The 3,564-nt window shown below is 50.7% G+C and carries 1 protein-coding gene; it reads left to right on the top strand.

The window, feature by feature from the left end; translation table 11 throughout:
• Positions 1–3,564: adhesin-like autotransporter YpjA/EhaD (gene ypjA / locus BEB54_RS27810; RefSeq protein WP_105282340.1), on the top strand; the 3,564-nt coding region annotated here is incomplete at both ends.

Here is a 3,564-nt window from a genome sequence, read left to right as displayed (position 1 = left end):
GCATTCTCTATTCACAATAACGTGGCAGACAATGTGTTGCTGGAAAACGGTGGTCATTTAGACGTATATGGTTCGGCAAACAAGACGATTATTAAAGATAAAGGAACAATGTCAGTTTTAACGAATGCTAAAGCTGATGCGACCCGAATAGATAATGGCGGGGTTATGGATGTTGCCGGAAACGCGACCAATACCATAATTAATGGTGGCACACAGAATATAAATAATCATGGTATTGCCACGGGAACCAATATCAACAGCGGAACACAAAATATCAAGAGCGGCGGGAAAGCTGACACGACAAATATCTCCTCCGGGAGCCGGCAGGTTGTTGAGAAAGATGGTACGGCAACTGGCAGCAATATTAGCGCCGGAGGCTCGCTGATTGTCTATACCGGTGGTATCGCACATGGGGTTAACCAGGAGACGGGCAGTGCTTTAGTTGCCAACACGGGCGCAGGGACTGATATTGAAGGATACAACAAGCTCTCTCACTTCACTATTACCGGAGGGGAGGCTAATTATGTTGTGCTGGAAAATACCGGCGAACTGACGGTAGTGGCTAAAACCACGGCGAAAAATACTACCGTTGATGCTGGCGGTAAGCTGATTGTCCAGAAGGAGGCTAAAACAGATACCACCAGACTTAATAATGGTGGCGTTCTGGAGGTTCAGGACGGTGGTGAGGCTAAGCATGTTGAGCAACAATCCGGCGGCGCATTGATTGCTTCCACGACTTCCGGAACACTTATCGAAGGAACCAACAGTTATGGTGATGCTTTCTACATCAGGAATTCAGAAGCTAAAAATGTAGTGCTGGAAAACGCTGGCTCATTAACAGTCGTTACTGGTTCCCGGGCAGTTGATACGATTATTAATGCCAACGGCAAAATGGATGTTTATGGAAAAGATGTTGGCACTGTACTCAATAGTGCGGGCACCCAAACAATATATGCCAGTGCCACTTCTGATAAAGCAAATATCAAAGGTGGCAAGCAAACGGTATATGGTTTAGCCACTGAGGCAAATATCGAAAGTGGTGAACAAATTGTTGATGGTGGGTCAACAGATAAAACGCACATCAAAGGCGGCACGCAAACCGTTCAGAATTATGGTAAGGCGATCAATACCGATATCGTCTCTGGCCTACAACAAATTATGGCAAACGGGACAGCGGAAGGTTCCATTATTAATGGCGGTTCACAGGTAGTTAATGAGGGCGGTCTGGCTGAAAACTCGGTACTTAATGACGGCGGCACACTCGATGTGCGGGAGAAAGGCAGCGCTACGGGGATACAGCAGAGTAGCCAGGGCGCGTTGGTGGCAACCACCAGGGCGACGCGGGTCACAGGGACACGCGCTGATGGCGTCGCGTTCAGCATCGAGCAGGATGCGGCGAACAATATCCTGCTGGCAAATGGCGGCGTGTTAACCGTGGAGTCAGACACCACTTCCGCCAAAACACAGGTCAATGCGGGCGGACGGGAGATCGTCAAAACAAAAGCCACTGCGACTGGCACGATGCTTACCGGCGGTGAACAAATCGTCGAGGGTGTGGCGACTGAGACAACGATTAACGACGGCGGAATACAAACAGTTTCGGCTAACGGTGAGGCAGTAAAAACAACGATTAATGAAGGCGGTACGCTGACAGTCAACGATAATGGCAAAGCGACAGATATCATCCAGAACAGCGGTGCCGCTCTCCAGACGAGCACGGCTAACGGTATTGAAATCAGCGGTACTCACCAGTACGGCACCTTTTCCATTGCCGGAAATTTAGCGACCAATGTGCTGCTGGAAAATGGCGGTAATTTATTGGTATTAGCAGGTACCGAAGCTCGCGATTCCACGGTTGGCAACGGTGGGGCAATGCAAAACCTGGGGCAGGACTTCGCCACCACGGTTAATTCCGGTGGGCAATATACCCTTGGTCGGTCAAAAGATGAGTTTCAGGCTCTGGCCCGGGCAGAAGATCTACAGGTCGCTGGCGGGACGGCAATCGTCTACGCAGGTACGCTGGCGGATGCATCGGTCAGTGGCGCGACAGGAAGCCTGTCGTTAATGACGCCACGGGATAATGTTACGCCAGTTAAACTTGAAGGGGTGGTCCGGATTACCGATAGCGCGACATTAACTATCGGAAATGGCGTCGATACGACGCTTGCCGACCTGACGGCTGCCAGCCGGGGCAGTGTCTGGCTTAACAGCAATAATTCCTGTGCAGGCACCAGCAACTGCGAATATAGAGTAAACAGTTTGCTCCTCAACGACGGTGATGTTTATTTATCAGCACAAACAGCAGCGCCTGCAACAACTAACGGTATCTACAATACGCTGACCACCAGTGAACTTTCCGGCAGCGGTAATTTCTACCTGCATACCAACGTTGCAGGCTCCCGGGGCGATCAACTGGTCGTCAACAACAACGCCACTGGCAATTTTAAAATCTTTGTTCAGGATACCGGCGTCAGCCCTCAGTCTGACGACGCGATGACGCTGGTGAAAACAGGGGGAGGGGATGCTTCGTTTACGCTGGGTAATACCGGCGGTTTCGTTGATCTGGGGACCTATGAGTATGTCCTGAAAAGCGACGGCAACAGCAACTGGAACCTGACCAATGATGTCAAACCCAACCCGGACCCCAACCCAAATCCGAAACCGGATCCAAAACCAGACCCAAAACCGGATCCGAAACCAGACCCGACTCCCGATCCAACGCCGACACCCGTCCCGGAGAAACGCATCACGCCTTCTACGGCAGCCGTACTCAATATGGCAGCAATATTACCGTTGGTCTTTGATGCTGAGCTAAACAGTATTCGCGAGCGGTTGAACATAATGAAAGCGAGTCCACACAACAATAATGTCTGGGGGACGACGTATAACACCCGTAATAATGTCACCACCGATGCGGGTGCCGGGTTTGAGCAGACGCTGACCGGAATGACGGTGGGGATCGATAGCCGTAATGGTATTCCTGAGGGGATTGCGACGCTGGGCGCTTTTATGGGTTATTCCCATTCACATATCGGTTTTGATCGTGGAGGACATGGCAGTGTGGGCAGTTATTCTCTGGGGGGCTATGTCAGCTGGGAACATGAAAGTGGTTTCTATCTGGACGGTATCGTGAAGCTGAACCGCTTTGAAAGTAACGTAGCCGGTAAAATGAGCAGCGGTGGAGCCGCCAACGGCAGTTATCGCAGCAACGGGCTGGGCGGTTACATTGAAACCGGGATGCGATTTACCGATGGTAACTGGAACCTGACGCCGTATGCATCGTTAACGGGGTTCACCGCTGATAACCCCGAATATCATTTATCCAATGGTATGGAATCGAAATCAGTCGATACCCGCAGTATATATCGTGAACTGGGCGCAACGCTGAGTTACAACATGCGTCTGGGGAACGGCATGGAAGTTGAGCCGTGGCTGAAGGCGGCTGTGCGCAAAGAATTTGTCGATGATAACCGGGTGAAAGTGAATAATGACGGTAATTTTGTCAATGATTTGTCGGGCAGACGTGGAATATACCAGGCAGGTATTAAAGCCTCATTCAGCAGT

Source organism: Escherichia sp. MOD1-EC6021 (genome assembly GCF_002965245.1).
Taxonomy (GTDB): domain Bacteria; phylum Pseudomonadota; class Gammaproteobacteria; order Enterobacterales; family Enterobacteriaceae; genus Escherichia; species Escherichia coli_F.
The sequence above is the reverse complement of the archived record's forward strand: the minus strand, read 5'-3'. Positions and strand labels throughout refer to the sequence as shown.